This window comes from Nocardiopsis sp. NPDC101807, assembly GCF_044766605.1.
In the GTDB taxonomy this organism is placed as follows: domain Bacteria; phylum Actinomycetota; class Actinomycetes; order Streptosporangiales; family Streptosporangiaceae; genus Nocardiopsis; species Nocardiopsis tropica.
Genome location: NZ_JBIWMK010000004.1, coordinates 738,617 through 762,418, shown reverse-complemented (window position 1 = coordinate 762,418; position 23,802 = coordinate 738,617). Strand labels below are relative to the sequence as shown.

20 protein-coding genes and 2 tRNA genes are annotated in these 23,802 nt (G+C 72.5%); 5 read left to right on the top strand and 17 right to left on the bottom strand.

The window, feature by feature from the left end:
• The 5 genes from ACIRPH_RS16205 to ACIRPH_RS16185 all read right to left on the bottom strand — a co-directional run.
• Positions 1 to 264 (bottom strand): ClpX C4-type zinc finger protein (locus ACIRPH_RS16205; RefSeq protein ID WP_355014125.1); only part of this gene is annotated, 264 nt, incomplete at its 3' end.
• A gap of 279 nt (positions 265 to 543) precedes the next feature.
• Positions 544 to 1,200 carry an ATP-dependent Clp protease proteolytic subunit gene (locus ACIRPH_RS16200; protein ID WP_267948591.1) on the bottom strand — a complete coding sequence of 219 codons (657 nt, stop codon included), beginning with the start codon at positions 1,198 to 1,200 and terminating at the stop codon, positions 544 to 546.
• Positions 1,201 to 1,264: 64 nt separating this feature from the next.
• Positions 1,265 to 1,789 (bottom strand): ClpP family protease, encoded by a 525-nt coding sequence (locus tag ACIRPH_RS16195; protein WP_267948590.1) that lies wholly within the window; start codon positions 1,787 to 1,789, stop codon positions 1,265 to 1,267.
• Between the two features lie 296 nt (positions 1,790 to 2,085).
• Positions 2,086 to 3,531, bottom strand: coding sequence for a trigger factor (tig, locus tag ACIRPH_RS16190; protein WP_402914739.1), 1,446 nt, complete (start codon positions 3,529 to 3,531; stop codon positions 2,086 to 2,088).
• A gap of 227 nt (positions 3,532 to 3,758) precedes the next feature.
• Positions 3,759 to 3,833, bottom strand: a tRNA-Pro gene (locus tag ACIRPH_RS16185).
• A 117-nt stretch (positions 3,834 to 3,950) separates the two neighbouring features.
• Here ACIRPH_RS16185 and ACIRPH_RS16180 point away from each other — a divergent pair.
• From ACIRPH_RS16180 to ACIRPH_RS16170, 3 genes are all read left to right on the top strand, one after another.
• Positions 3,951 to 4,024 (top strand) — tRNA-Gly (locus tag ACIRPH_RS16180).
• 251 nt (positions 4,025 to 4,275) lie between these two features.
• Positions 4,276 to 4,779, top strand: a complete 504-nt coding sequence (locus ACIRPH_RS16175; RefSeq protein WP_402914737.1) for an adenylyltransferase/cytidyltransferase family protein — start codon at positions 4,276 to 4,278, stop codon at positions 4,777 to 4,779.
• 171 nt (positions 4,780 to 4,950) lie between these two features.
• A complete protein-coding gene (locus tag ACIRPH_RS16170) occupies positions 4,951 to 6,816 on the top strand; it encodes an ABC transporter ATP-binding protein (RefSeq protein WP_402914849.1) in 1,866 nt (621 codons plus the stop codon).
• Between the two features lie 229 nt (positions 6,817 to 7,045).
• Here the strand turns inward: ACIRPH_RS16170 and ACIRPH_RS16165 are convergent, their stop codons facing one another.
• From ACIRPH_RS16165 to ACIRPH_RS16120, 10 genes are all read right to left on the bottom strand, one after another.
• On the bottom strand, positions 7,046 to 7,678 hold the full coding sequence (locus ACIRPH_RS16165; protein ID WP_402914735.1) for a (2Fe-2S) ferredoxin domain-containing protein: 633 nt from the start codon (positions 7,676 to 7,678) through the stop codon (positions 7,046 to 7,048).
• 11 nt (positions 7,679 to 7,689) lie between these two features.
• Positions 7,690 to 8,538, bottom strand: a complete 849-nt coding sequence (locus ACIRPH_RS16160) for a peptidoglycan DD-metalloendopeptidase family protein (protein ID WP_402914732.1) — start codon at positions 8,536 to 8,538, stop codon at positions 7,690 to 7,692.
• A gap of 363 nt (positions 8,539 to 8,901) precedes the next feature.
• Positions 8,902 to 9,099, bottom strand: a complete 198-nt coding sequence (locus ACIRPH_RS16155; RefSeq protein ID WP_267948585.1) for an antitoxin — start codon at positions 9,097 to 9,099, stop codon at positions 8,902 to 8,904.
• 95 nt (positions 9,100 to 9,194) lie between these two features.
• Complete coding sequence (gene mgtE, locus ACIRPH_RS16150; RefSeq protein ID WP_402914729.1) at positions 9,195 to 10,538, bottom strand: magnesium transporter; 1,344 nt, start codon at positions 10,536 to 10,538, stop codon at positions 9,195 to 9,197.
• Between the two features lie 278 nt (positions 10,539 to 10,816).
• Positions 10,817 to 11,920 (bottom strand): PP2C family protein-serine/threonine phosphatase, encoded by a 1,104-nt coding sequence (locus ACIRPH_RS16145; RefSeq protein WP_402914726.1) that lies wholly within the window; start codon positions 11,918 to 11,920, stop codon positions 10,817 to 10,819.
• Between the two features lie 589 nt (positions 11,921 to 12,509).
• On the bottom strand, positions 12,510 to 12,977 hold the full coding sequence (locus tag ACIRPH_RS16140) for a ribose-5-phosphate isomerase (protein ID WP_402914724.1): 468 nt from the start codon (positions 12,975 to 12,977) through the stop codon (positions 12,510 to 12,512).
• A 92-nt stretch (positions 12,978 to 13,069) separates the two neighbouring features.
• The gene (locus tag ACIRPH_RS16135; protein WP_267948581.1) at positions 13,070 to 13,219 is read right to left on the bottom strand and encodes a hypothetical protein; all 150 of its coding nucleotides are present in this window, start codon (positions 13,217 to 13,219) and stop codon (positions 13,070 to 13,072) included.
• Positions 13,220 to 13,366: 147 nt separating this feature from the next.
• Positions 13,367 to 14,788: an aldehyde dehydrogenase family protein gene (locus ACIRPH_RS16130; RefSeq protein WP_402914721.1), complete on the bottom strand. Its 1,422-nt coding sequence runs from the start codon at positions 14,786 to 14,788 to the stop codon at positions 13,367 to 13,369.
• A gap of 94 nt (positions 14,789 to 14,882) precedes the next feature.
• A complete protein-coding gene (locus ACIRPH_RS16125) occupies positions 14,883 to 15,041 on the bottom strand; it encodes a hypothetical protein (protein WP_267948579.1) in 159 nt (52 codons plus the stop codon).
• 209 nt (positions 15,042 to 15,250) lie between these two features.
• Positions 15,251 to 15,886: a DsbA family protein gene (locus tag ACIRPH_RS16120; RefSeq protein WP_402914717.1), complete on the bottom strand. Its 636-nt coding sequence runs from the start codon at positions 15,884 to 15,886 to the stop codon at positions 15,251 to 15,253.
• A 211-nt stretch (positions 15,887 to 16,097) separates the two neighbouring features.
• Between ACIRPH_RS16120 and pepN the strand changes: the two genes are divergently transcribed.
• Positions 16,098 to 18,644: an aminopeptidase N gene (gene pepN, locus ACIRPH_RS16115; protein ID WP_402914714.1), complete on the top strand. Its 2,547-nt coding sequence runs from the start codon at positions 16,098 to 16,100 to the stop codon at positions 18,642 to 18,644.
• Positions 18,645 to 18,701: 57 nt separating this feature from the next.
• Here the strand turns inward: pepN and malQ are convergent, their stop codons facing one another.
• The gene (malQ, locus tag ACIRPH_RS16110; protein ID WP_402914711.1) at positions 18,702 to 20,738 is read right to left on the bottom strand and encodes a 4-alpha-glucanotransferase; all 2,037 of its coding nucleotides are present in this window, start codon (positions 20,736 to 20,738) and stop codon (positions 18,702 to 18,704) included.
• A gap of 186 nt (positions 20,739 to 20,924) precedes the next feature.
• On the opposite strand from malQ, the gene ACIRPH_RS16105 reads away from it, so the two are divergent.
• Entirely contained in the window at positions 20,925 to 22,247 is a 1,323-nt protein-coding gene (locus tag ACIRPH_RS16105) for an MFS transporter (RefSeq protein ID WP_402914708.1), read from the top strand.
• Positions 22,248 to 22,262: 15 nt separating this feature from the next.
• Here the strand turns inward: ACIRPH_RS16105 and ACIRPH_RS16100 are convergent, their stop codons facing one another.
• Entirely contained in the window at positions 22,263 to 23,696 is a 1,434-nt protein-coding gene (locus ACIRPH_RS16100) for an amidase (RefSeq protein ID WP_402914706.1), read from the bottom strand.
• Positions 23,697 to 23,802: the final 106 nt, after the last annotated feature.

The window sequence follows — 23,802 nt, the reverse complement described above, 5'->3', positions numbered from 1 at the left end:
CGCCACCGACAAGGCCTTCTTCGCCTGGTCCTGACCGATCACATACGAGTCCAGGAACTCGTAGATCTCCCGCGGCTTCGGCAACGAGTCCCACGACAGCTCGGTGGCGTCGGCGAGTTCCTCTTCGATGATCTCGTTGCACAGGTCGATGCACTCATCGCAGATGTACACGCCGGGGCCGGCGATGAGCTTCTTCACCTGCTTCTGGCTCTTACCGCAGAATGAGCACTTCAGCAGGTCCCCGCCGTCGCCGATGCGTGCCACCCAGCCACTCCTCAAAACTAAGGCCGCCCCGCCGGTGCCGCTCTGACGCGAAACCGCACGGAAGTCGAATCTCCCGTACCCGTCCACGAAGGTCACGGACGGGGCGATCTGTGTGTCGCTCTCCGCCAGACTAAGCGAAAAACCGGACCGGCTTCACCACCGGGCTCCCCCAGGCGGGTCAAGGGCCGGTCCGGCCCACGCTTCACCACTGCCGAAAATCCCCGGCGGAACACTCCGTTCGCAGGGGGCCGCGGAAGGACTTTCGGCTCCGTCACACCCCTACTTGAGGGAGGCCTTGCGGTACGGCAGCACGAAGTCGATGATGCCGTACTCCTTGGCCTCCTCCGCCGTGAGGATCTTGTCCCGCTCGATGTCCTTGGAGACCTGCTCCGGCGTACGACCGGTGTGGCGGGCCAGGGTGGTCTCCAGCTGCGTACGGATACGGGTGATCTCGTTCGCCTGGATCTCGATGTCGCTGGCCTGGCCGTGCATGCCCTCGGTCGCGGGCTGGTGGATCAGGATCCGGGCGTTGGGGAGCGCGCCGCGCTTCCCGGCCGTGCCTCCCGCGAGCAGGATCGCGGCTGCCGACGCGGCCTGGCCGATGCACACCGTCTGGATGTCGGGGCGCACGAACTGCATCGTGTCGTAGATCGCCATGAGGGACGTGAACGACCCACCGGGCGAGTTGATGTACATCTGGATGTCCCGCTCGGAGTCGAGCTGCTCAAGGGTGATGAGCTGGGCCATCAGGTCGTTGGCCGACGTGTCGTCGATCTGCACGCCGACGAAGATGATCCGCTCCTCGAAGAGCTTGTTGTACGGATTCATCTCCTTGACGCCGTACGACGTCCGCTCCACGTAGGACGGCAGGACGTAGCGGCTCTGGGGAGCCATCGAGGCCGCGCCGCCGATGAGACTGGGGTTGTACTCGGTCATTTCACGCCTTCCACGCACTGCGCCGTTCCTGGGACCAGGTCCGACGGGTCAACTCTGGGTACGGTCACCTGGTCACGTCGAGGGTGCCCTCGAGCACCTCGTCGATGAAGCCGTACTCCTTGGCCGCCTGAGCGGTGAACCAGCGGTCGCGGTCGGCGTCCTTCTCGATCTGCTCGACCGTCTGCCCCGTGTGCTCGGAGATCTTCTCGATGAACATCTTCTTCACGTAGAGCAGCTGGTCTGCCAGGATCCGGATGTCGGAGGCGGTGCCCCCGATGCCCCCGGACGGCTGGTGCATCATGACCCGGGTGTGCGGCAGCGCGTAGCGCTTGCCGGGGGCGCCGGCGCACAGGAGCATCTGGCCCATGGACGCGGCCATGCCGATGCCGACGGTACGGACATCGTTGGGGATGTACTGCATGACGTCGTAGATCGCCATGCCCGCGGTCACGGACCCACCCGGCGAGTTGATGTACAGGGTGATGTCCCGCTGGCGGTCCTCGGCGGACAGCAGCAGGAGCTCACCAACCAGGCGGTTGGCGATCTCGTCGTCGACCTGCTGGCCGAGGAAAACGATTCGCTGGCGCAACAGGCGCTGAGGCGTCTGCTCAATAAAAGGGGAAATCTGCGACTCGGACGTACGAGCGTCGAATCGCGGGGACTCATCAAAGGTCGGCGGCACTCTCGTCACCTGCTCCGGAATCGAAACGGTTGCGATACAGCGACACTAACGCCGACGGAAGCCGGGCTCGTCCGGATACCGTCCCTGTTCGCTTTGAGCGCAGGGTGGCGCAGGGCCCGTACAGCACTTTCCTCCACCAGCGAACACATCGGGCCCCGACCGACCCGCGGGGTCGGTCGGGGCCCGTGCACGCCGGGCGAAGCCTACTTGGCTTCCTCGGGCTTGTCGTCGCCGGCCGCGTCGGCCGCGGCTGCGGGGGCCTCGGCCTCCTCGGCGTCGTCCTCGATGACCTCGAGGGACTCCTCGGCGGCGACCGCGGCGGCCTTGGCCGCGGTCTCCTCGGCGTTCTCCTGCTCGATGACGTTGCCGTCCTCGTCGGTGACCCGGGCGCCGGCCAGGACCAGGTCCATGGCCTTGCCGCGGACGACCTCGGTGAAGGCGACGCGGATCTGGTTGGACTCGACCAGGTGCTGGGCCAGCTGGTCCGGGCTCACGCCCATGCGCTGGGCCTGCTCGAACACGTACTGGCTGAGCTCGCCCTGGTCGGCGCTCAGGTCCTCCTGGATCGCCAGCTGGTCGAGGATGAACCCGGCCTTGACGGCCGAGCGCGCGCCCGTGGTGAGTTCTTCGTCGAACTCCTCCTCGGTCTTCTCCTGCGACTCCAGGTAGGCCTCCTTGGTGAGACCGCCCTGGGCGAGCTGCTGCTCCAGGCTCTGGCGACGGCGGGTGATCTCCTCGTCGACGACCGCGTCGGGCAGCGGCACGTCGACGGACTCGATCAGCTGCTCCAGGGCCTTGTCACGGGCCGCGGAGAGCTGCTGGAGGCGGCGGACCTCCGACATGCGCTTGCGCACGTCGTCGCGCAGCTCCTCGATCGTGTCGAACTCGGAGGCCAGCTGGGCGAACTCGTCGTCCAGCTCGGGGAGCTCCTTGACCTTCACACTGTGCACGGTGACGGTGACGTCCGCCTCCTTGCCCTCGTGCTCACCACCGACGAGGGTGGTCTTGAAGGTGGCCTCGCCGCCGGCCTCCATGCCCACGAGGGTCTCGTCGAGGCCCTCCAGCATGGCGTTGGTGCCGACCTCGTAGGAGTAGCCGCTGACCGCCACGTCCTCGAGCTTCTCGCCGTCGATCGCGGCGGAGAGGTCGATGGACAGGTGGTCACCGGTCTCGACGGGGCGGTCGGCCCCGACCAGGGTGGAGAAGCGCTCGCGCAGCGTGCCGACCTGCTCGTCGACCTGCTCGTCGGTGACCTCGGCGCTGTCGACGGTCACCTCGATGCCCTTGTAGTTCTCGACCTCGAACTTGGGGCGGACGTCGACCTCGGCGGTGAACGCGAGCTCTTCGTTGTCCTCCAGCTTGGTGACCTCCACGTCGGGCTGGCCGAGCGCGAAGAGCTCCTCCTTCTGGATGGCTTCGTTGTAGAGCTCCGGGACGGCGTGGTTGACCGCTTCGCTGATCACCGCGCCGCGGCCGACGTAGCGGTCGATCAGCCGCGCCGGCGCCTTGCCCGGGCGGAAGCCCTTGATCCGGACCTGCTTGGCGAGCGACTTGTACGTCACGTCGAAAGCGTGATCGAGCTCCTCGAAGGGCACCTCGATGGTCAGCTTGACCCGGGTGGGGCTCAGCTCCTCGACATCGGTCTTCACGGGGCGGTACTCCTAGGTTTGCCGGCTGGTGTCCGCGTCGGCCCGCAGGCGCACCACACACAACGGCGAAATGCACGAGCGCACCCCGGGGCCGTGACGACCACGTTCACACGGGGTGCCCTGCGACGGGCTGGGACTTACAGTTTCCTGCTGATCGCACCAAGTCTAGGGCAGATACACAGGGGGCCACGGCGTACGGCCGGAGGCCGATGCCACGGATGGTTTCGTCGGGGTGGCGGGATTCGAACCCGCGGCCTCATGCTCCCAAAGCATGCGCGCTAACCAAGCTGCGCTACACCCCGTACACCGCACCAAGGATCGCACTCCCGGGATGAGGGTGCGACCACGGCTCGGGAGACTGTACTCTTGTCTCCGTCGGCTCCACGAGTCTAGAGGAAACTCGAAGGCTCCGGCGCCACGCGGGCGTAGTTCAATGGTAGAACCCCAGCCTTCCAAGCTGGTCATGCGAGTTCGATTCTCGTCGCCCGCTCCACCGCTCCCCCGGGGCGCGTCCCCGGCCCCTCCCGCGGGGTCGCCGCACCGGTGATCCCCCGTATCCACGGCACGCACCCGCGCGAACGCCCCGGCGGCTTCGCCCCCGGGCCGGCTGCCCGGCGGCAGCGGAGCCCGGTCACACTCCCCGGAGGCGGAATACCCGCCCCGAACGGGTACGTTGACCTTTCGGGCGAACCCGTCGGCGCGGATCGGACACGGGGGCCCTCGCTTGTTGGGACGGGTGGCTGAATGACGGACACGGACGCGACGCACGGTGCCGACACCCCCCTCGTCGCACACTGGTTCGAGCGGCCCGAACTCCTGGAGCGGCCCGCCGTCGTCACCGGGGCCTTCGACGTCCTGCACGTCGGACACGTCCGCTTCCTCCGGTCCATCGCCGAACGCGGCCTGCCCCTCGTCGTGGGCATCGAGTCCGACCGCCGGGTGGGCGCCTGGAAGGGGCCCGGACGTCCCGTGAACCCCGCCGAGGAGCGCGCCGAGACGGTGGCCGCGCTCGCCTGCGTCAGCGGCTCCTTCGTCATCGAGGGCCCGCCCGGGGTCGCCGACTGGTCCGCCTACGCCGAACTCCTGCGCCCGCTCGACCCCGCCGCCCTGGCGTACACCGCCGGGGACCGGTACACGCAGGCCAAGATCCGCGGGGCCGACGCCCTCGGCGCCCAGGCGTGGGAGCTGCCGTTCACCCCCGGCCGCTCCACCACGGCCGCGCTGGGCCGGCTCGCCCACTCCCTCTGACCCCCCGAGCCGCCGGAGGCCCCCTGACGCGGCGGCCCGGGGCGGTCCCGCGCCGGGCCGCCGCACCGGCCGCCCCGCAGGGCGGCGCGCCCTCCCCGGGAAGCGGTGCACGGGCGGAGGCGTTGACGCATGCGTGGCGAAGCAGCGAGAAGAACGGGGCCGCCCATGTCCATGATGTCGGGAAGACCTTCCTACAGGTCCCTCGTCAACGACGGGAGCGCGAAGGGCAAGCAACTGCCCCCCGGCCTCACCCGCCGGATCATCTCCTACGCCCGCCCCCACTGGCGGGCGATCCTGTGGTTCCTCCTGGTGACGTCGGTCGGCTCCGCCATCGTGGTCGCCAACCCCCTCCTGCTCAGGGCCATCATCGACGAGGGCATCATCCCGGGGGACGCCTCCCTCGTGGTGTGGCTGGCGGTCGCCGCGGCGGGGCTGGCCGTCCTGGAGGGCGCGCTGACGCTGGTCGGCCGGTGGCTGTCCGCGCGGATCGGCGAGGGCGTCATCTACCTGCTGCGCACCCAGGTGTTCACCCACGTGCAGCGGATGCCGCTGTCGTTCTTCACGCGCACGCAGACGGGTTCGCTGATCAGCAGGCTCAACACGGACGTGGTGGGCGCGCAGCGGGCGATCACCTCCGTGCTCCAGTCGGTGCTGTCGAACCTGATCAGCGTGGTGGCGGTGCTCGTCACGATGCTCGCCCTGTCGTGGCAGGTGACGCTGCTCGCCCTCGTCCTCGTCCCGCTGTTCGTGGTCCCCGCGAAGCTCATCGGGCGCAGGCTCGCCCACATCTCCCGCGACGCCATGGACAACAACGCGGACATGAGCTCCCTCATGACCGAGCGGTTCAACGTCGGCGGCGCGATGCTGGTCAAGCTGTACGGCCGCCCGGACGAGGAGTCGGCCGGGTTCGCCGACCGCGCCGGACGGGTCCGCGACCTGGGCGTCCGCCAGGCCGTCCTCGGCTCCCTGCTCTTCAGCATGCTGGGCCTGATCACGGCCCTGGCGATGGCGATGGTGTACGGGGTCGGCGGGGTGCTGGCGATCGGCGGGGCGTTCGAGGTGGGCACCCTGGTCGCGCTCACCACCCTGCTCACCCGGCTCTACGGGCCGGTGACGACGCTGTCCAACGTGCACGTGGAGATCATGACCGCGCTGGTCTCCTTCGACCGGGTCTTCGAGGTGCTGGACCTGGAACCGGGCATCAAGGAGAGCCCGGACGCGCGGGACCTCCCCCCGGGTCCCCTGGGCGTGGAGTTCGACCGGGTGTCCTTCCGCTACCCGGGGGCGCGCGAGTCCTCGGTCGCGTCGCTGGAGCTGACCCCGCAGGCCGAGGTCGACGACGACACCCAGGTGCTGAGCGGGGTGTCGTTCCGGGCCGCGCCGGGCACGATGGTGGCCCTGGTGGGGCCGTCGGGCGCCGGCAAGACGACGCTGACCCACCTGGTCTCCCGCCTGTACGACCCCACCGAGGGCGCGGTGCGCGTCGGCGGGCTCGACCTGCGCGAGGTGGCCGGGGACTCGCTGCGTGAGGCGGTGGGCGTGGTCACGCAGGACGCCCAGCTGTTCCACGACACGGTGGGCGCGAACCTCCGCTACGCGCGCCCCGGCGCGACCGACGCCGAACTGGAGGAGGCGCTGCGCATGGCCCGCCTCGGGACGCTCCTGGACCAGCTGCCGAACGGCCTGGACACGATGGTCGGCGACCGGGGGTACCGGCTCTCCGGCGGTGAGAAGCAGAGGCTGGCGATCGCCCGCCTGTTGTTGAAGGCTCCGTCGGTGGTGGTGCTGGACGAGGCCACCGCCCACCTGGACTCGGAGTCCGAGGCCGCCGTGCAGGAGGCCCTGGCGGTCGCGCTGGAGGGGCGGACGTCCCTGGTGATCGCGCACCGGCTGGCCACCGTCCGCGAGGCCGACCAGATCCTGGTGCTGGAGGACGGGCGCATCCTGGAGCGCGGCACGCACGACGAGCTGCTGGGGCGCGAGGGGCTCTACACGGCCCTCTACCGGACCCAGTTCGCGCCGCAGTCGAGGGCCTGAGCGGGGCGGGGCCGTGTTCCCGGACCCCTGCGGGGCGCGGGCCCGCGGGGGTCCGCGGGACGCGCCCCGGGGCGTGTTCCGCGGATGCCGTCCGTCGCGAGCGGCGCATCCGGTGCGTTCACCGCAAGGCCGGAGAAGGGGTCGGGGCGGGGTCCTGTCGACGGAGGAGAACGCCGCGAGGGGCGTGCCGGGGCGACGCGCGGCAGGGCGGGTGTCCGCGGGACGCGATCTAACCGCGCCCGGCCCTCTCCGCCTCCTTGCGGGCCTTCTTCGCCTTCTTCTCGGCCTTCTTCGCCTTCTCGGCCTTCTTCTCGGCCTTCTTGGCCTTCTTCTTCGCCTCGTCGGTCTTCCCGGGCGCCGCCCGGCCCCGGTCCGGCCCCTTCTCCGACCGGGGCGCCCCCTCGGCCCTCTTCCCCCCGGAGTTCTTCCCGGCCTTCCTGCGCTCCTTCTTCGCGGCCTTGGAGTGCTTGGGCTTCTTGGCCTTCTTCGGCTTCTTGGCGTCCTTGGACGTGACGTGGTCGGCCAGGACCGCGGGCAGCGGCGCGAGGCCGGGACCGCCGTCGAAGATCCAGTCGTCGATGGCCTCGACCAGCTCGTCCTCGGTGACCCGCCCCAGCCAGACGGGCGCGCCCCCGGCGGCGCGCCCCTCACGGGACGGCTGCACGACCACCACGTTGGCCTGGAAGCAGATGCCCAGGCACTTGCTGGTGCGGACGGGGACGGTGCGGCCGGAGTGGTCGTCGATGGCGCCGAGGCGGGCGAGCTGGGCCTCGTGGTCCACACCGGGGACCTTCTTCCGGGTCCCGCAGCAGCACCCCCGGCAGACCGTCAGCTGACAGGGCCGCCCCTCCGCAGCGCTCACACCCACCCCTCTCACCGGTTTCGTGAGGTTCGCCTTACCTCACCAGCGTAATCGTCTCCCCCGACCTCCTGACCAGCGGGTACCTCCTCGGAGCCGGGGCCCTCGACCACGACGGGCCGCCAGGTCTCCGGCAGCCCCGCCCCGCCGTCCCGGCCGTTCCAGCCCGGGGCCCACACGAGGGGCAGGCCCGCCGCGAACAGCGGCCGCCTGTGGTCCATGAGCTGCACCCGTACCTGCGGTTCGGTGCACGCCCCCGAGTTCCCGCACCTGGCCACCACCTGCCCCGCCCGCACCCTGTCCCCGCGCCCGACCGCCAGGGAGCCCCGAGCCAGGTGGCCGAGGAGCAGGTGGTCGCCGCCCCCGACGTCGATCACCAGGTGGTTGCCGAGCATCCCCGAGGGGCCGCGCAGCTCCCGCAGGGTGTTCTCCACCACCGCTCCGAAGAGCCACGGCCAGGAGTTGCGGCTGCGGTGGTCGCGCCGGCCGTCGTGCGCGGTGACCACCGTGCCGTCGGCGGGGGCGTACACGGCCCTGCCGAAGGCCGGGAAGTCCTCCGGCGGGCGGCTGAGCGGACGCCAGGCGATGTCGGGCCGGGCCCCTCCCCCGGGCTCGGCGACCAGGCCGAGCGCATAGGTCTGCCCGTAGGCGTGGCTCCCCTGGCTCGGGGTCCCGTCGACGGGGCTCGTGAGCGCCATCCACCTGCCGCGCACCGGCGGCAGCACCGTCCTGGGCTCGCGCCGCACCGTGCCCAGCCTCAGGTACACGGCCAGGGCCGCGACGAGCAGCCCGGCGCCCGCCCACCAGGGCACGCCGGCGTAGCCCGCGAGCAGGAGGAGGGTGGCGGCCCACATCAGCGGCATGCGGACCCTGGCGGCCAGGACCGGCAGGCGTCCGCCTCCCCGCCCGGCTCCGCCCGGGCGCCGGGGACCGCCGGGCCCGTCCGGGACTCGGGGGTCGCGGGAGCCGCTCGGACCCCTTCCGCGTACCGGTGTGTTCGAGGCGTCCGAAACCACGGCGGGAGCACGGCTGTCGGCCGGATCCGGCACGGCCTCCCGGTCCCTCGTGCCGGGTGGGGCGGGGAGGGCCGCCGGGGGCCGCGGCACGGACGGCGCCCCCTGCGGGGCGGCCGGCTCGTCCGGGTCGGGGGAAGGGAACGGGGCGGGTGAGGGCATCCTCCATTGTGGACGCACCCCGCCCGCCCCGCTCACGCACGGCGGCCGACGCTACTTCCTGTCCTCCCGTGCACGCTTGCGCAGGTACTCCGTCGCGGCTCCGGCCCCCTTGTCGATCCTGTCGTCGTGGGCACCTCCCGTGGCCCTCTTCGCCGCGTCGGCTGCCTTGCCGACCAGCCCCTGGGCCTTCTCTGCGTTGTCGTCGACGGCCTTCTTCAGCCTCTTGAACGCATCTCCGGTACCGGACATGGAATCCCCCCTAGATCCGTCCTGCTCCTGACGCGATACCCGGTTCACACCCTCTTCATGCGGATTGCGCAGGCCGGGCGGTCGGTCCCGGCGGATCAGATACCGAGGACGAGACGGGCGATGGAGAAGTAGATGATCAGGCCGGTGGCGTCCACGAGGGTCGCCACCATCGGGGAGGACACCACGGCGGGGTCCACGCCGACCTTGCGCGCGAGCAGCGGCATGGCCGATCCGATGACCGCCGCCCACGTGCACACGGCGATCACCGAGCACGCCACCACCGCGGCGACGGCGAACCCGACGAGCAGGGAGCCGATGACCAGGGCGAGGCCCGCGAGCATGATGCCCAGGAGCAGCCCGACCCGCGCCTCCTTCCAGATGACCCGGGGGAGGTCGCGCACCCGCACCTCGCCCACGGCCAGGGCGCGCACGATGGCGGTGGCCGACTGGGCGCCGACGTTCCCGCCGGTGCCGATGAGCATCGGCACGAACATCGCCAGGGCCGTGACCTCCTCCAGCGTGGCCTCGAACGCCTGCATGACGTTGACCGTCAGCGTGGCCGCGACGATGAGCAGCATCAGCCAGACCGACCTCGCGCCCACGAGCCGCAGCACGCTGACGGAGACGTAGTGGTCGCCGACGGGGCTGGCGCCGGACTGCCGGGCCATGTCCTCGGAGTCGGCGGCCTCGATGACCTCCAGGGCGTCGTCGAAGGTCAGCAGGCCCACGAACCGGTCCTCGGAGTCCACCACGGCCAGGGAGACCAGGTTGGCCTCCTGCATCAGGCGTGCGGCGTCCTCCGCCGGTTCCGAGGCGCCGACGCGGGGGGCGAACACGTCGACGATGTCCTTGAGCAGCCGGTCCTCGTCGCTGACGACCAGGTCCCCCAGGGTCACGGTGCCGACCAGGCGGCGGCCGTCGCTCACCACCGGCAGGGTGTAGATGGTCTCGGCGTCCGCCCCCCGGGCGCGCACGACCTCCAGGGCGCGGTGCACCGTCAGGTCGCGGTGCAGGATGACGGTCTCCGGGGTCATGAAGCGGCCGACGGCGTCCTCGGGGTACCCCAGGAGGGCGGCGGTCATCTTGCGCTCGGCGGGGCTGAGGCCGGCCAGGGCCCGGGTGGCGATCTTCGCCGGCGCCTCCCCGATGAGGCGGGCCCGGTCGTCCGGGTCCATCTCCTCCAGGATCTCGTGGAAGGCGCTGTCGCGGAGGCCGAGCAGGATGGCCTGCTGCTGGCTGGGGTCGAGTTCCTCGAAGACCTCCAGCTCGCGGTCCTTGTCCAGGAGCCGGAACGGGATGATCGCCTCGCCCCCGGCCATACGTGAGAGTTCGTCGGCGATCTCGTAGGGCCTGTGCTCGGCCAACCAGAGCCGGATCCCGGTCAGGTCGTTGTTCTCGACCAGATCGGTCAGTTCTTCAGCGCGCTCGCCTTCTGACATGCGAAGCACCCCCTCGCGTCTCCTACGCCCTGCGGGAGGACCCGCGGGCGGCACCAGTCTTCGGATAGCGGTGGGCCTGTGGAGGGCCCGCTCCGGTCCCGTCGTCACTGGTGTGGTGGGCCGTGGGAGTTGGCGCCCGGGGGCTGCGGGGGCGGGCACGGCGTTCCGGGGACGTGTACGGACCGACCGCCGTACGCGGGGACGGGGAGCAGTCCGACCCTACCCCCAGGCCGGCTCGGACGCCGCACCGCACACCCACGCGGCGCGGCCCGGGCGGCTCAGTCCCGCCAGAGGACGACGAGGGCGCAGTCGTCGTTCTTGTCCTTGGACAGGGTGTCGACGAGCTCCCCGGCCCCGGTGGCGAACCCGTGGGGGACGAGTCGCTCTGCCTCGCCGAGCAGCCGGTCGATCCCCGCGTCGAGGTCCTCACCAGGGGTTTCGATGAGACCGTCGGTGCAGAGCATGATGGCGTCGCCGGGGCGGAGCTTGCCCTGGACGGACGTGTAGGTCATCTCGGGGATGACCCCGAGGACCACGCCCTTGGCCTCGGTCGTGCTCCAGAGCCCGCCGCCGCTGTCGTAGTGCAGCGCGGGCGGGTGGCCAGCGGAGGCGATCTGGTACTCGCCCGTGTCGAGGTCCACACTGAGGTGCACGGCGGTCACGAAGCCCTCGCCGCCGCTGTTGCGCATCAGGTAGTCGTTGCAGTGGGAGAGGAAGTCGCCCGTGGGCACCGCCCCGATGAGTCCGCTGAAGGCCCCGGAGAGCATGAGCGCCCGGGTCCCGGCGTCCACGCCCTTGCCGGAGACGTCCACCACGGCCACGTCCAGCCGCTCCTCCCTGCGGATGGAGACGACGAAGTCCCCTCCGAAGGAGGAGCCGCCGGCCTGGCGGAGGACGGCGGTGCGCCCCCACCCCTCGGGGAGCCGGGGCATGCGGCCCTGGTGCCGGAGCCGGTCGCGCAGGTCCAACAGCATCATCTCTCCGCTGAGGCCCTGCACCCCCAGGCGTTCGCGCACGCCCGACAGCAGGTAGGAGAGGACGGCGGTGACGCCGATCGTGACCAGCAGGCCGGGGCCGACCTGCCCGAAGTCGAGCATGTAGGCGACGAAGACCAGGACGGCGGCGACCACGCCGAGCAGGAAGGCCAGGCTCTTGCGCTTGAGGAGGAGTCCGCCCGCGAGGACGGTGAGGATCGTGGAACTGGGCGGGAACCACCCGGAGGGGCCCCACACGGCGCCGACGCCGACGCCGACGGCCAGGGCGACGAGGGTGATGAGGACGAGCCTGTAGCGGAACAGCACCTTGCGCCGGAGCACCGCGACGAGCCTCTGCGCGAAGGAGCGCAGGAGCCGGGTGGTCTTGGCGGTCGGTGTGGGCTTCATGGATCCTCATCATCGGCGCACCCGCTCACCAGCGGGGTCGCCCTCTCGGGCGGCGCGGTCGGACGGCACGGTCGGACGGCCGCGGGGGCCGCGTCGCCACCGGGCACCTGTTCGGCGGGCCGGGGGCGGTGTGGGGCACTCCCCGGTCGTGGTGGCTGGAGACGCCGCTCGACGGGCACCACCGTGCCGCGGACAACGAGGGCCCGCCACTGTGCACGAACTGTAGCGCGCGGAATGTCGCCCTGGCACGTGCAACCAGCGGTGTTCTCCCCCAAACCGAGGGTTTGGGTTCAGCCGATAACCGAGCGTACGGAGTCGGGCACTTCCCCGGTCCCGGGGAACGGCCCTGTTTTCCGGGGATGTACACCCTTCTCGGACACTGTGCGGTGACCGGACTCGCCCGCGGCCGGGTGGCGGGGCCCGGCGCGCGTCCCGGGGGCGCGGCCGGACCCCAGGGTCTCACAGCGTCCCCCGCCCCACCAGGGCCGTGCGGCCGCGGGTGGGCTTTCGGGGTCGGCGCGGACGCGGCCCGGACAGCGGAACGCCCCCGCGCTGGGCCGGGGCGGCCGCGCGGGGGCGTGGAGCGGGGTTACGGGAGGGGCGGCAGTTCGCCTGTCTCCTCGTAGCCGGTCAGCATCGCGATGCGGCGGGTGTGCCGCTCCTCGTCGCTGTACGGGGTGGCGAGGAAGACCTCCACGAAGCGGGCCGCCTCCTCCAGGGAGTGCATCCGTCCGCCGATGCCGAGCACGTTGGCGTCGTTGTGCTCGCGCGCCAGGCGGGCGGTCTGCTCGCTCCAGGCCAGGGCGGCGCGGACGCCCCTGACCTTGTTGGCGGCGATCTGCTCGCCGTTCCCGGAGCCGCCGATGACGACGCCCAGCGAGCCGGGGTCCGCGGCGACGCCCTCGGCGGCGCGCAGGACGAAGGGCGGGTAGTCGTCGACCGCGTCGTAGACGCGGGGTCCCGCGTCGACCACGTCGTGGCCCCGCTCCTTCAGCCAGGAGACGAGGTGTTCTTTGAGCTCGAAGCCCGCATGATCTGATCCAAGGTAAACACGCACGTGTCCAGTCTGGCAGGTCACGGGGGTGACGGGCACGGCGCCCCGCCCCGCGTCCGGGGACGCGGCCGGGGCGCCGTCGTGCGCGGGTCCGCTCAGACCGCGCCGGAGGCGGCGGCGGCCACGCTCAGGCCCAGGACGGCGAAGAGCGCCATCGAGATGACGGCGACGGCGTTGTAGACGATCATCGACTTGATGTCCTTGCCGATGGGGCCTGCCTTGGAGACCGCGGGCTTGCTGCTCAACTCACACCTCATTGGGTTCGACCAGGGATGACCAGACGGAATTTTTCCACACCCCACAACGCGGCCGTCACCGGGGCCGATTCCTCGGACGGGCGGCCGGGGGCCGTGAGACCGCGCACACCGGACGCGGCCCCCGACCCCTGGGCGTCACATCTGGACGGCCTTGACCTCGCAGAACTCCTCCAGGCCGGGCAGTCCCCACTCACGGCCGTTCCCCGAGCGCTTGTAGCCGCCGAAGGGCGCCCGGGGGTTGAGCGCGCCGCCGTTGAGCTCGACCTGCCCCGCCCTCAGCCTGCGGGCGACGGCGAGCCCGCTCTCGCGGTCGGCGGACCACACGGCGGCGTTGAGCCCGTACACGGTGTCGTTGGCGAGGGCGACGGCCTCCTCCTCCGTGTCGTAGGGGATCATGACCAGCACCGGGCCGAAGATCTCCTCCTGGGCGATGCGCATGTCGTTGCGCACGTCGGCGAAGACGGTGGGCCTGGCGTAGTAGCCCCGGTCCCGGCCCTCGACGGGCTCGTGGCCCCCCGTGACCAGGCGGGCGCCCTCCTCCACACCGAGCCGGACGTAGCCGCGGACCTTCTCCAGCTGGGCTGCGGAGACGAGCGGTCCCAGGCGGGTGGACTCGTCCTCCGGGTCGCCGGGCACGTACTTGGCGGCGGACTCGGCCGCGAGGGAGACCGCCTCCTCGTAGCTGTCGCGGTGGACCAGCATGCGGGTGAGCGCGTTGCAGCTCTGGCCCGTGTTGCGCATGACGTCGGCGACGCCGCGCCTGACCGCCTTCGCGAGGTCGGCGCCGGGCAGGATGACGTTGGGCGACTTGCCGCCCAGTTCGAGCGCGACCCTCTTGACGGTCTCGGCGGCCACCTGGCTGACCCGGGTCCCGGCGCGGGTCGAGCCGGTGAAGGACACCATGTCCACGCGCGGGTGGGCGGCGATGGCCTCCCCCACGACCGGTCCGGTGCCGGACACGAGGTTGAACACCCCGGCGGGCAGCCCGGCGTCGTGGAACACCTTGGCGAGGGCGTAGGCGCTGAGCGGGGCGATCTCGCTGGGCTTGAGGACGACGGTGTTGCCCGCCAGGAGGGCGGGGACGACCTTGAGGACGATCTGGTGGAGCGGGTAGTTCCACGGTGTGATGGCGCCGACGACGCCGACCGGCTCGCGCACGACCAGGGAGTTCCCGACGGTCTCGCCGCCGAAGTAGCGCTCCCCGGCCTCCTCGACCAGGTCGATGTAGGTCCGGAACATGAGCTCGGGCAGGCCCGCCTGCACCCTGCGTGAGAACACCGCGGGCGCGCCCATGTCCCGGGTGAGTTCGGCGGCGATGTCGTCGATGCGGGCGCCGAACAGCTCGTGGGCCTTGGCCAGGTGGGTGACGCGCTGCCCCGGGGTCAGCGCGGACCAGGCCGGGAAGGCGGCGGCCGCGGCCTCGACCGCGGCCTCGACGTCCTCGGCGGCTCCGGCCGGAACGGTGTCGATGACCTGCTCTGTCGCCGGGTTCACCACGTCAAGGGCCTCGTCGGAGGCGGAGTCGCGCCAGGCGCCGTCGATGTAGAGGGATCGCATGGCCCCACTGTGGCAGAACGTGATTCGGGTTGGCCAGGGCGGGGCCCGGGCGGGGTCGTCCGCCCGTGGTTCCACGGATGGCTCCGGCCCCGGGTCAGCCCCAGTGCGGGGGGCGGTCGGCGATGAGCCTCGCGGTGGAGTCCTCCTCGGAGTCCTCGCCCCAGCCCACTCCGCGTTCGTCGCTGGTGGTGTCGGGCAGGATGTCGAGGTCGTCGAGGAACTCGACCCTGCGGTCGTCGTCGGGTCCGGGCATGTGCGGTCCTTCGCTCTGCGGTGGGTCGGGGCTCCGGCGTCCGGGGCCCGGAGCGGCGCGGACGGGTGTCCGGAACCGGGCCGGCCCCCCGCCGGGCCCGCTTCCAGTGTGCCGTGCCGTCCCGGCCCCCGGGACCGTGTCCCTCCGCTCCGGGCGGCGGCCCGGGCCCCGTGCGCCCGGCCCACCGGGGCGCACGGGGCCCGGGGCGCTCAGTCGAAGACGGGGTTGCGGGTGCGGGTCCGCTTGAGCTCGAAGAACCCGTCGGTCCCGGCGACCAGGCGGACGCCGTCCCACAGCTTCCCGGCCTCCTCGCCGCGTGGCACGGGCGTGACGACCGGGCCGAAGAAGGCCACGTCCTCCACCCGGACGACGGGGGTGCCGACGTCCTCGCCGACCAGCTTCATGGCCTCCGCGTGCGAGGCGCGCAGGGCCTCGTCGTACCCGGTGCCCTCCGCCGCCTCCGCCAGGTCCTCGGGCAGGCCCGCGTCCGCGAGCGCGGCGCGGATCGTGTCCGCGTTCCGCGGTTCGGCGCCGTTGTGGAACCGGGTGCCCAGGGCGGTGTACAGGCTTCCGAGGACCTCGGGGCCGAAGCGCTGCTCGGCCGCGACGCACACGCGCACGGCGGCCCACGACCCGTCCAGGGACTTCCTGTAGTCCTCCGGCAGGTCCCTGCCCTCGTTGAGGACGCCCAGGCTCATCACGTGCCAGCGGACCCTCACCGGGCGGACCCTCTCCACCTCGACGAGCCAGCGCGACGTGATCCACGCCCACGGGCACGCGGGGTCGAACCACATGTCGGCGTACACGGTCTCGGACCCGCTGCTGGGGTCGGCGGTCTGCGTCATCGCTGCTCCTCGGATCGGACGCGGGGGACGGAACTTCACGTCGTAGGTAGGCAACCCCGGCCATCGGTTGCGCATTCCGCCCGTGCGCGTGGCAGGATCGATGCCGAGTGAAGACGACCCCCGGCCCGACGACGCTCCACCCACGCGGCGGACTCGCCGTGGTCGGCAACGATCCGGCCGGCGGGGACGGCGGCCGTGGAGGGAGCGTGGCGTGGCAGGGAACCTGACACGGGACGAGGCTCAGGAGCGGGCGCGGATTCTCGGCGTGGACTCCTACGCCGTGGAGCTCGACCTGACCACCGGTGACGAGACCTTCCGGTCCACCACCGTGGTCCGCTTCTCCAGCTCGGAGCCGGGTGCTCGGACGTTCATCGAGCTGGCCGCCCCGAAGGTGCTCACGGCGACGCTGAACGGCGCCGAGCTCGACCCGGCCGAACTGTTCGACGGCGAGCGCCTCGTGCTTCCCGAGGTGGCGGCCGAGAACGAGCTGACGGTCGTCGCCGACGCGGCGTACATGCGCACCGGCGAGGGCCTGCACCGCTTCGTCGACCCCGTGGACGACTCCGTGTACCTGTATACGCAGTTCGAGACGGCGGACGCGCACCGCATGTTCACGTGCTTCGACCAGCCCGACCTGAAGGCCACCTTCGAGCTGACGGTGTTCGCCCCCCCGTCGTGGGAGGTCGTGTCGAACAGCGCCCCCGACGTGGTGCGCGAGGCGGCCGGCGGGGAGCGGGTGCGCTGGCACTTCCCCGCCACGCCGGTGGTGTCCACCTACATCACCGCGCTCATCGCGGGCCCGTACCACGTGGTGCGCGACGAGCACGACGGCATCCCGCTGGGGCTGTACTGCCGCGCCTCGCTCGCCGAGCACCTGGACTCCGAGGCCCTGTTCGAGGTCACCAAGCAGGGGTTCGACTTCTTCCACGGCCTGTTCGACCTGCGGTACCCGTTCGGCAAGTACGACCAGCTGTTCGTCCCGGAGTTCAACGCGGGCGCCATGGAGAACGCGGGCGCGGTCACCTTCCTGGAGGACTACGTCTTCCGGTCCCGGGTCACCGACGCGCGCTACGAGCGCCGCGCGGAGACGATCCTGCACGAGATGGCGCACATGTGGTTCGGTGACCTGGTCACCATGCGCTGGTGGGACGACCTGTGGCTGAACGAGTCGTTCGCGACCTACGCCAGCGTGTACTGCCAGGCCAACGCCACCAAGTGGACCGACGCCTGGACGACGTTCGCGAACGTGGAGAAGTCCTGGGCGCTGCGCCAGGACCAGCTGCCCTCCACGCACCCGATCGCCGCCGACATGGTCGACATCCAGGCGGTCGAGGTCAACTTCGACGGCATCACGTACGCCAAGGGCGCCTCGGTGCTCAAGCAGCTCGCCGCGTACGTGGGCGTGGACGCGTTCTTCGCCGGCGTGCGCGCCTACTTCAAGGAGAACGCGTTCGGCAACACCGAGCTGAAGGACCTCCTCAAGCACCTGGAGGCCGCCTCCGGGCGGGACCTGTCCGGCTGGTCGCGCGAGTGGCTGGAGACCACGGGCGTCAACACGATGCGCCCGGAGTTCGAGGTGGACGCCGACGGGGCCTTCACGTCGTTCGCCGTGCTCCAGGAGGCCGACCCCGGGCACCCGACGCTGCGCTCGCACCGCCTCGCGATCGGGCTGTACGACCGCACCCCTGAGGGCATCGCGCGGCGCGAGCGCGTGGAGCTGGACGTCAGCGGCGCGCGCACCGACGTCCCCGAGCTGGTCGGCAAGGTCCAGCCGGACCTGGTGCTGATCAACGACGACGACCTCACCTTCACCAAGCTCCGCCTCGACGAGCGCTCCCTGCGCACGGTGGTGGAGGGCGCCGGTGAGATCCGCGAGTCGCTGCCGCGGGCCCTGGCCTTCGGCGCGGCCTGGGACATGACCCGTGACGGCGAGATGGCCGCCCGCGACTACGTGGCCCTGGTGATCTCCGGGATCAGCGGCGTCGACGACGTGATGGTGGCGCAGACCCTGCTGCGCCAGGCGTCCTCCGCCCTGCACATGTACGCCGACCCCGCGTGGCGCCCGTTCGGCTTCGAGCAGCTCTCCGACCGGCTGCGCGAGCTGCTGACCTCGGCCGAGCCCGGAGGGGACCTCCAGCTCGCCTACGCCAACGCGCTGGCGGGCACGGCCGCGAGCGACGCCCACCTGTCCCTGGTCCGGGGCCTGCTGGACGGCGCGATCACCGTGGACGGGCTGACCGTGGACACCGACCTGCGGTGGACGCTGCTGCGCCGCCTGGTCGCCGCCGGGGAGGCCGGCGAGGCGGAGATCGCCGCCGAGCTGGAGTCCGACCCGACCGCGGCGGGCCAGCGGCACGCCGCCGGCGCCCGCGCCGCGATCCCCACCGCCGCGGCCAAGGCCGCCGCGTGGGAGCGGATCGTGGGCGAGGAGCTGGCCAACGCCGAGTTCCGCGCGGTCCTGATGGGCTTCACCGAGCCCGGCCAGGCCGAGCTGTACCGGCCCTACATGGAGAAGTACTTCGCGCAGCTGGCCCCGGCGTGGGAGAAGTGGACGGGCGAGTTCGCCCAGACCTTCGCCGAGGTGGTGTACCCGAGCGGGCTGGTGGAGGAGGCGACCCTGGAGCGCACGGACGCCTACATCGCGGAGGCCTCCCCCGCTCCGGCGCTCCGCCGCCTGCTGATCGAGGGCCGCGCGGGCGTGGAGCGCGCGCTGCGCGCCCGCGCCGTCGACATCGCCGCGGGCCAGGCCCGCGCCTAGAGGCGGACGCGGCGGCCCCGGGGGCGTCCCCCGGGGCCGCCGTTGTGTCAGGGCCTCCTACAGCGCGCGGCCGTGCCCTCCCCCGACCGGTCCGAGGGTGCGCCGGATGCGCGCCACCATGCGGGGGTCGGCCAGCAGCTCGTCCACGAGCACCGGCTCCCCCTCAGCGCTGGTGAGCGGGATGCGCCAGTTCGGGTACTCGGTGGTGGTGCCGGGCTGGCTCTGCATCCGCCGCTCCCCCACCACGTCGGTCAGCGCCACCCCGATCATGCGGGCCGGGGTCGCCACCAGATAGGCGTGCATGGCCGCCACCACAGCGGCCGGGTCGGCGACGGGGTCCACGTCCTCGTCGAGCAGGCCCAGGTCCACCAGCAGCCGCCGCCAGCGCTCGACCCGAGTCTCCGCCTCGGCCCGCTCCTCCTCCACCGGCCGCCCGAGGAGGCCCAGCCGGTCGCGCAGCTCCACGTGCTCGGCGGAGAGGAACGACGCCACCGGGGGCAGGTCGTGCGTGGCCACCGTGGCGAGGCAGTCGGCGCGCCAGGCCCCGGGCCTGCGCGGCTCCCCGTCGCCGTCCTGCTCGAACCACAGGACGGACGTGCCCAGCACGCCCCGGTCGGCGAGGTGGTCGCGCGCCCACGGTTCGACGGCGCCCAGGTCCTCCCCGACGACGACGGCGTCCGCCAGGTGCGCGGCCAGGACGAGCGTCCCCACCATGCCCTCGTGGTCGAATCTGAGGTAGGTGCCCTGGTCGGCGGAGGCGCCCTCGGGCACGCACCACAGCCGGAACATGCCCATGGCGTGGTCCATCCGGACCCCGCCCGCGTGGCGCAGGGCCTGGTCGAGGATCTGCCGGAACGGCGCGTAGCCGCGTTCGGCGAGCCGCACCGGGTTCCAGGGAGGCTGGCCCCAGTCCTGGCCCAGCCGGTTGGACTCGTCCGGTGGCGCGCCGACGCGCAGCCCCGGGACCAGGGCGTCGCCGTACATCCACGCGTCCGCCCCGCCGGCCTGCACGCCGACGGCGAGGTCGTGCACGATGCCGACGCCCATCCCGCCGGTCCTGGCCGTGGCCTGGGCCTGGGCGAGCTGCTCGTCGAGGACCCACTGGAGCCAGCGGTGGAACTCCACGGCGGGCCAGCGGCGCAGGGCCTCCGCGCCCACGGCGCGGGAGCCCGCGTCGCGCAGGTCCGCGGGCCAGGCCCGGTAGTCGTCCCCGTACTCCTCCGCCAGCGCCGACCAGGTCGCGAACTCGACGAGCGGACGTCCCTCGCGTTCGAGGTAGGCGCGCAGGGCCGCCTCCCGCCCGGGGGCGCGGGGGACCTCGAAGAGCACCTCCAGGGCGGTGCGCTTGGCCTTCCAGACCTCGTCCCGGTCGAGCAGGTCCGCGGTGCGGCCCCGCTCGCGCAGGGGGCGGGCCAGCCGCTGGACCCCCTCCCTGCGGGCGGGGTCGAGCCGGGCGTACTCGGGGACGTCCTCCACCCGGATGTACAGGGGGCTGGCGTAGCGGCGGCTGACCGGCAGGTAGGGCGAGGGCTCGACCGGCGGCAGCGGCTCGGTGGCGTGCACCGGGTTGACCAGGGTGAAGTCGGCGCCCAGGTCGCGGGCGCTCCAGTCGGCGAGCTCGGCCAGGTCGCGCAGGTCCCCGGTGCCCCAGGAGGCGCGGGACCTGACGCTGTAGACCTGGGCCATGACCCCCCACAGGCGCGGTCGGTCCCTCAGCGCGCCGGGGTCGAGCCGGTCGGGGACGACGAGCAGGGGCGCGTGGTGTTCGACGCCTCCGTCCGTGACCCGGAGCACGTGGGAGCCGAGCGGGAGGCCGGGGTCGAAGGGCAGCAGGGAGCCGTCGGCGGTCTCGACGACGCTGCGCGCGCCGCCCGGGAGCACCAGGTCGGGCGCCTTGCCCTCGCGGACGACGACCGCCGGGGGCAGCAGGCCGCGGGGCGCGGCGGCGCCGGGCGCCTCCGGGTCCACCCCCAGCGCCCGCAGTACATGGCGGATGGTGTCGGGGCCGACCGGGACCCGCCGTCCCCGCCAGTCCTCGTAGCTCGTCGCGACCCCGTACCGCTCGGCCACCCGGGCCAGCTGAACGTCCCTCACAGAACCCGATCATGCCCTACCCGGTGCCCCGTACACCGGAGGCCGTCCCGGCGTGGGGCCAGAACGTGTCCGCGGCCGGGGTCGGCGGACACGGTGCGAGAAGACTCCGCGGAACGTGACGGCGTCGGCCCTGAACAGGGCGCTTATCGAATGGCCCGGAGGACGATACGTCTGCATAATCATGGTGTGCTCGCTAACTACCGGCGGCTCTTCGCCGTGCCCCACGTCCTGTCCCTCCTCTCCTGGTCCCTGGCCGCCCGCTTCTACACCCCGGGCCTGATGATCGCGGTCACGTTCCTGGTCGAGGGCTGGACGGGCTCCTACACCCTCGCGGGGCTGGTGGCGGGCGCCTTCACCCTCGGCATGGCCCTCGTGGGACCGCTGCGCGGGCGCATGGCGGACCGGGGAGGGACCGACCGGCTGGTACTGGTGTGCGGCCTGGTGTTCAGCGTGGGGCTCGTGGCCCTGGCCCTGCTCCCGGCGCCGCTGTGGTGGCTGTCGCTCCCGCTGGCCCTGGTGACGGGGTTGTTCGGCACGCCCGCCAACCAGATCGTGCGGGCCCTGTGGCCGCGCCTCACACGCGGGCCCGAGAGGCAGGCCGTCTACGCGGCCGAGGCGACCACCCAGGAGCTGCTCTTCATCTTCTCCCCCGTGCTCATCGCCGGCGTGGTGGCGGCGGCCGGTCCGCGCTGGGCGCTGTTCCTCCTCGCCGCGCTGGGCCTCCTCGGCTCCGTGGGCTTCGCGTGGTCGCTGCGCAGGGCCGGGGTGACCGGCCCCGCCCCCGCCGAGGCGGGCGGGGGCGGGGCGGCGCAGGACCCGCGCTCCCGCAGGAGCCTGCTGTTCCACCCCGCCCTGTGCGCGGTCTTCGCGATGTGCCTGCTCATGGTCTCCGGCGTCATCGGCATGGACCTGGTCATCGTGGCCTGGGCCAACGAGCTCGACGCGCCCCAGTACGTGATGGTGATGGCCTCCGTCTGGGCGGCGGGGTCGCTCGTGGGCGGCGTGGTCGCGGGGGCCCTGCGCGGGCGCCCCCGCCTGGCGCTGCGCAGCTTCGCGGCGGCCTTCGGGCTGGCGATCCTGATCCCCTTCGTACCGCCGATCACGCACCTGCCCAGCCCGCTGTTCATCACGCCGCTGCTGTTCGTGTCCGGGCTGGCCCTCGCCCCGACCCTGGCTGCGGTGATGGGACGCGTCGGCGACACGGCGCCGTCCCACCGCAGGGCGGAGGCCTTCGGCTGGACGGCCACGGCGATGGGGACCGGCGGCGCGGTCGCCGGCCCGCTCACCGGTGCCCTGATCGACGGCAACGGCATCGTCGGCGGCGTGGTCGGCGCCGCCGGCCTGGTCCTGGTCGCCGCGGTGCTGAGCCTGTTCCTGCCCCGGCCCGCCACCGGGTCGGACGACGGCCCGTCGGCGGCCGAGGTCGCCCCCGTCCTGGACGCGCCCCCGGTCCACGGGGCGGCCCCGGGCGCCGGGGCAGCGGTCGCCCCGCACGACGGGCGCCGCTGACGCCGCGGCGCGCGCTCAGCCGTTCCAGCCCGGCGGGACCCGGTGGGCCCAGGGCCTGGCCCGCTCGATCTGGGCCGACAGCGCCAGCAGGACGCCCTCGCCGCCCATCCGGCCGGTGAGCATGGAACCGATCGGCAGGCCGCCGGCCGTCCAGTGCAGGGGGACGCTCACCGAGGGCTGGCCCGAGACGTTGTACACCGACGTGAACGGCGTGAAGGCGGTCATCCTCCCGAACTCCTCCTCCGGCCCGCCCGCGGAAAAGTGGCCCAGCGGGACCGGGGGCTGCGCCAGGGTGGGCGTCAGCACCGCGTCGTAGGGAGCGGTCGCCGCGGCCAGGGAGCGGACCCCGCGCTGGAGCCGGGCGCAGGCCGCGATGTAGTCGGGGACCGGCGTGGACCGGGCCCGCTCGCGCAGCCGGCGGTTGAGGGGACCGAGTTCTCCCTCGCGCCCGGGGGGAACCGGGGAGGCCGAGGCCATGGCGGCCCACACCACCTGGAAGTCCTCGGCGAAGGCGCCCCCGAAGTGGGCGTCGCCGGGCTCCGGGACCTCCTCGACGTCGTGGCCGAGGTCCTCCAGCAGGCGGACCGCCTCCGCGTGGGCGGCCAGCACCTCCGGGTGGACGGGGATGCCCGAGGACCCCGTGGAGGCGTGGGCGCCGATGCGCAGGCGGCCCGGTTCGCGGTCCACGTGGTCGGTGAACGGCCCGTCCGCCGGCGGAGCGGGGTAGAGGTCCCCGGGCCGGGAGAACGCCATGGCGTCCAGGAGGAGCGCGGCGTCCCGGACGTCGCGGGTGAGGGGGCCCGCGGTGGACAGGCCGAGGAGGTCGGGCTTGAACGGCGCCCCCGAGACCCGGCCCCGGGTGGGCTTGAGCCCGAAGAGTCCGCAGGCCGAGGCCGGGATGCGGATCGAGCCGCCGCCGTCGCTGCCGTGCGCGGCCGGGGCCAGCCCCGCGGCGACGGCCGCGGCGGCGCCGCCGCTGGAGCCTCCGGGCGAGAGGTCGGTGTTCCACGGGTTGCGGGTGGGCGGCGCGACGTCGTTCTCCGTGTAGCAGCTGGAGCCGAACTCGGGGGTGTTGGTCTTCCCCACCATGACGGTGCCGGCCGCGCGGAGCCTCGCCACCAGGTCCGAGTCGGCGGGCGCCACGGTGTCGCGGTGGAGGGCGGAGCCCTGCGTGAAGCGGACCCCGGCGACGGGGTCGAGGTCCTTGACGGGGAGGGGGACGCCGAGGAGCGGCGGAAGCGCGTCCGGCGTGTCGCCCATCTGACGTTTCTCCGCGTACCGGGCTTGTTCCAGCGCCTTTTCTGACGTGACCGTAATGTACGCACCATAGTGCGGTTCGTACCGTTCGATCCGGTGCAGATAGTGCTCAGTTATCTCAGGAGGGGACAGTTCGCGACTGCGGACCATCGCCGCGAGCCGGTGCGCCGGAAGGTCGTGGATCTGGGTCATGCCGACCCAGGTTAGTGGGCACTACACCGGGCACCACGAAGGAGGACAACAGTTCTCCAGAGAGATCGACGAACCCCTGACCATTCCCTGGCCCGGTGTATTCGAC